The following is a 4,767-nucleotide window of genomic DNA, read 5'->3' as shown; positions in this document are numbered from 1 at the left end:
TTATCTCATAGATATCGCAATAAGCGTAAGGGCTATAATCTAAAGTTTAATATTGTTGCTGGAATTGTTAATTTCAAAAATGATTTCGTTAATAAATTACTTGCCGCTTGATGCTAAAATAGACCTCTTTCGAAACTCGCTCAATTAAGAGCAAATGCGAGGAGTATACGAAGCACAGAGCCGCAGTGTACATGAAGTACGTGAGGACTTGCGCATCGGAGCGACGAAGCAGTTGCCATCAGGAGTAGAGTTAGGAAAGAGGTCTAATAATCACGAACAACCTTCTTCACCCCTCGCATTGGCTAATTGTTAATTAAATACTTACGCAAGAGGTCTAATAAACGATAAATTCTATGAGTTTTAGATTTATCCTTTGCGGGACCAGGAAGAGATAGCGCAAGCTCTTTTTGGTGAATACCAGCACCCGTAATAATACTCAAGATTGCCGCAACAAAAGATTTTACTCTTGATTTATTTTGATTTATTTCCGGTTATATGAGATGATAGCGCCTGAAGTAGTATATTATGCATTTTTGTCACAAAAAATAAACGATATATACTACTTCAAACCCTCATAGTAAAGCCTTTCCTTAAAAAATGTAGGGTGCTATGCTTTACTCAACGAACAAATTCTTTTGTCTATATTTAGTTAGGAATACCGAGTTTTATGCATTGACGCAATATTTTACTCGCATTTCCATCATTTTCTTTAAATAATATCCAGTAATACTACTTGTAGCATTAACAACATGACTCCAATGACCACACGCCACCACCTCTCCGCCCTTATCTCCACCATCAGGGCCTATATCTATTACATAATCTGCATACAATGCCACATGCAAATTATGCTCTATCACAACCACGGTATGCCCCCGTTGCACTAATTGATCTAGAATTAATAATAATTTATGTACGTCATGCATGTGCAGACCTGTAGTAGGCTCGTCTAAAATATAAATGCTATTGCCCTTGGTTTTCTTTGAGAGTTCTTTAGCCAATTTAATTCTCTGCGCCTCCCCACCAGATAAAGTGTTTGCTGGTTGAGAAAGCTTGATATATCCAAGCCCCACCTCCTGCAGCTTTTCTAGTTTTTCCAAAATAGATGGAATTGTGCCAAAGAAATCAATCGCAGTATCCACCGTCATCTCTAACACATCATAGATGTTTTTATCATGATATCGCACTTCTAAAGTTTCTTTATTATATCTTTTGCCATCACACACATCGCATTTAACATAAACATCTGGCAAAAAATGCATTTCTATTTTTAGCAAACCGTCGCCCTGACATGCTTCACACCTTCCTCCTTTCATATTAAATGAAAAGCGGCTGGCCTTATATCCGCGCGCCCTTGACTCTTTTAACCCGGCAAACCAATCGCGAATATGATCAAACGCTCCGGTATATGTTACTGGGTTAGATCTAGGAGTGCGACCTATAGGGCTCTGATTAATATCTATGATGTTATCAATTTTCTCATCACCTTCAATTTTATCGAATGGAGCTGGAACAATTTTGCTGGCAGGAAACAAATTCTTTTGCAATGCTTTGTATAAAGTATGAATAATTAATGTAGATTTACCGCTGCCCGAAACCCCGGTAACACAAGTGAATAAACCTAATGGAATTTGTATATCTACCTTCTGCAAATTATTGCCGCACGCTCCATAAAGCCCAATATAACCAGTGGGATTGCGCGTTTGTTCATTAATAGGTATCGCCTTAGCATAACTTAGGTATTGCCCCGTGAGGCTATTAGTGTTATTCTTAATTTCATCTATAGTACCCTGCGCCACCAATTGGCCGCCATGTATGCCAGCACCTGGGCCTATGTCTATTATATGGTCCGCCGCCATCATAGTATCTTCATCATGTTCTACCACTATGATGGTATTACCTAAATCACGCAGCTTGATTAGCGCGTCAATCAACTTATGCGAATCACGCGCATGGAGCCCAATAGAAGGCTCGTCTAACACATACAGCACGCCATTTAACCCAGAACCAATTTGAGAAGCCAGTCGAATTCTTTGGCTCTCGCCGCCAGAGAGGGTGTTTGCGCTACGAGACATTGTTAAATACCCCAGTCCTAGATCTATTAAGAACTGAATGCGTGCCTGAATCTCATGCAATATAGGTTTTGCAATAACCAAATCTTTTTCGCTTAAATACATTTTTAAATCATCACACCAATGAAATATGCTGATGAGACTCATAGATGATAATTGCCCTATATTTACATCATTTACTTTCACGCATAAACTATCGGCTTTAAGGCGATAGCCATTGCATGTTTTGCACTCCTGCTCTGCTAGATATGCATTTAATGGGTCTTTACTGTTTTGCGCTACTAGCTCATGTTGCTTTTCTAAAGCGGGGATGATACCTATAAAAGGCTGCTTTATCCTTTCCATCTTAGCGCCTACATAATAATCGAAGCACACATCTTGCTTTGAACCCCACAGAATTGCGTTTTGCGCATCAATTGGCATGTCTTTAAAGACCGTTTCCAATGTTACATCATATAAAGCCAATGTAGCTTTTAAAGCCTCAGAAAACATTTTGGACTGCAAGTTGGACCAGGGTTTTATAGCCCCTTGATCAATACTTAAATCATAATCAATTATTAAATCAGGGCTAAAGAAGGCGCTAATACCCAACCCATCACAACTTTTGCATGCACCAAATGGAGTGTTAAAAGAGAAGATGCGTGGTTCTAGTTCTGAAAGTTGAAAACCAGACACTGGGCACGAATATTTTTCTGAAAAAAGCAATATTTCTTTTTGTTTTAATGTGCCATCATAACCTTCCGATAACTCATGTATCTGCACCGCAACCAAACCGCCGGAAAGCTTTATAGCAGTTTCGCATGCTTCGCTGACTCTAGAATTTTCTGTTTGAGAAATTTTGATTCTATCTACCAAGGCATATATAGTATGCTTTCTGTTCTTGTCTAGAACAGGCGCGGCGCTTTCTATATCAGTCAATTCATCGTCTATAATCACTCGATAAAAATTACTCTTGCGCAGCTCCTGTAACTCCTTTTTAAATTCGCCCTTAGCTCCCTGACATATGGGTGCCAACAGATAAATTTTTGTATCCTGCGGCAAATCGCATATAATTTTTGTCATTTCCGACGCACTCTGGCTTTTAATAGGCAAACCAGTAACTGGTGAATATGGCACCCCTACCCTTGCAAAAAGCAAGCGGGTGTAGTCATATATTTCCGTAACAGTGCCAACCGTTGAGCGTGGATTGCGCGAAGTGGTCTTTTGATCAATAGAAATTGCCGGGGAGAGGCCAGAGATTGAATCTACCTTTGGTTTATTATGCAATGGTAGAAACTGTCTAGCGTAGGAAGATAGACTTTCTAAATAGCGTCTTTGACCTTCGGCATATATGGTGTCGAATGCGAGGGAGGATTTGCCAGAGCCACTTAAACCTGTAATCACCACCAGACGATCTTTAGGAATGGAAATATCAAAACTTTTTAAATTATGTTCCGCAGCGCCCTTGATGTTGATACTAGATAGCTCTTTAGATTTCATTTCTCCTCCCTCATGTTAGATATAGAATTGCTCAGTATAAAAATTATATCAAAAATTGACAAGATCAAGTAACTTGTTAAACAGATAATTTAAGAAGACTAAGACTTTTATTATATTGTATAATATACATTCTAAGCAAGAGAGTGGAATACTTCTTGTAAGTTAGTAGAGTGCAGTCTAGGTAGTGTCGATATTAGATCTCTTGCATAACCTATTCCGAATGGTAATTTTGTTATCAAAGCTCTTTTGCGCTCCTCACATACTAGAGCATGCTGCCGCGCTCAACGCCATTTTTCCTAAAAAATCCTTCCTTCATTTTTAGGTTATGCAAGAGGTGTACAAGTCAAGATTTGATCTTGCATACGGCTACTACAAACCAACCTGACTGTCAGATAAGTTAAGACTGTCAAATTGATTATTATACATGAGCTGATTAGACTTTTCAATAGCGATTCTTTTTGCATCTCCGGTATCCCTAACTAAATACCAACAAAAGAATTTGTTTGTTGAATAAAGGTACAACGAATGAAATATCATATCCATAGCCTTTGAATACCGTTTGGAGCGCCTATTAAACCTTGCCAAATAATAGACCTGTTGCGTAAGTAAGAATATATCGCCTAATGATAGAAAGAGGTCTTGATTTTTCAAGACAGAAGGTATATATGAAGTTTATTTTAATACAAAGCTACTCCATATATGGCAATATCATACACAAAAATCAGAAAACATCCAAGAATTTTTTTAAGATTATTTGGCATTAGTTACGAAGAATTTGATTTTTAGTGAAGAAACTTGAAGTATCATGGGCAAAGAAAGTCGTTAGCAAATACAAGAGGCTTGGTAGGTTTTATGTTTGGGATCGATGTTTCAAGGGTATGCAGAATAATTAAAACTTTGGAACGATTGGTCGCGAAGTTGATTGCGATAGAAAAAAATCGCACTCTAAGTTCTGAAGAGACTGAACAGTTAATAGCATGTAACGGAGCAAATAATTGAAAGGCCTAGCGAGACTGAAATTAGAATAACATCCGCGGGAAAAATCAAGAATGTTTCTAGGTGTTCGATCCCAGAGAATAATGGTGTATATTATGGAGAGAATAATTTATGGAGAAAAATCTTATGGGACAAATATTACACGCGAATGCCAGAACAACGGAGGCAATCCGTAGAGAGATCCGTGATAGTAAAGAGAGCATAGAGAAAGCGGCTAAAA

General features: G+C 38.3%; 3 protein-coding genes. 1 reads left to right on the top strand and 2 read right to left on the bottom strand.

Annotated elements, in window-relative coordinates:
• Positions 1–154: 154 nt before the first annotated feature.
• Positions 155–313, top strand: a complete 159-nt coding sequence (locus Sarmat_RS05935) for a hypothetical protein (RefSeq protein WP_202149127.1) — start codon at positions 155–157, stop codon at positions 311–313.
• Here Sarmat_RS05935 and Sarmat_RS05930 read toward each other — a convergent pair.
• Both Sarmat_RS05930 and uvrA read right to left on the bottom strand, forming a co-directional pair.
• Entirely contained in the window at positions 303–440 is a 138-nt protein-coding gene (locus tag Sarmat_RS05930; RefSeq protein ID WP_202149860.1) for a hypothetical protein, read from the bottom strand. The genes Sarmat_RS05935 and Sarmat_RS05930 overlap by 11 nt on opposite strands.
• A 225-nt stretch (positions 441–665) precedes the next feature.
• Positions 666–3,551 carry an excinuclease ABC subunit UvrA gene (gene uvrA, locus Sarmat_RS05925; RefSeq protein ID WP_202149859.1) on the bottom strand — a complete coding sequence of 962 codons (2,886 nt, stop codon included), beginning with the start codon at positions 3,549–3,551 and terminating at the stop codon, positions 666–668.
• Between the last annotated feature and the right edge of the window lie 1,216 nt (positions 3,552–4,767).

The sequence above is a fragment of the Candidatus Sarmatiella mevalonica genome (assembly GCF_016751895.1).
Lineage (GTDB): Bacteria > Pseudomonadota > Alphaproteobacteria > Rickettsiales > Rickettsiaceae > Sarmatiella > Sarmatiella mevalonica.
Note: the sequence above shows the minus strand (reverse complement) of the source record. Positions and strands in the feature narration are given on the sequence as shown.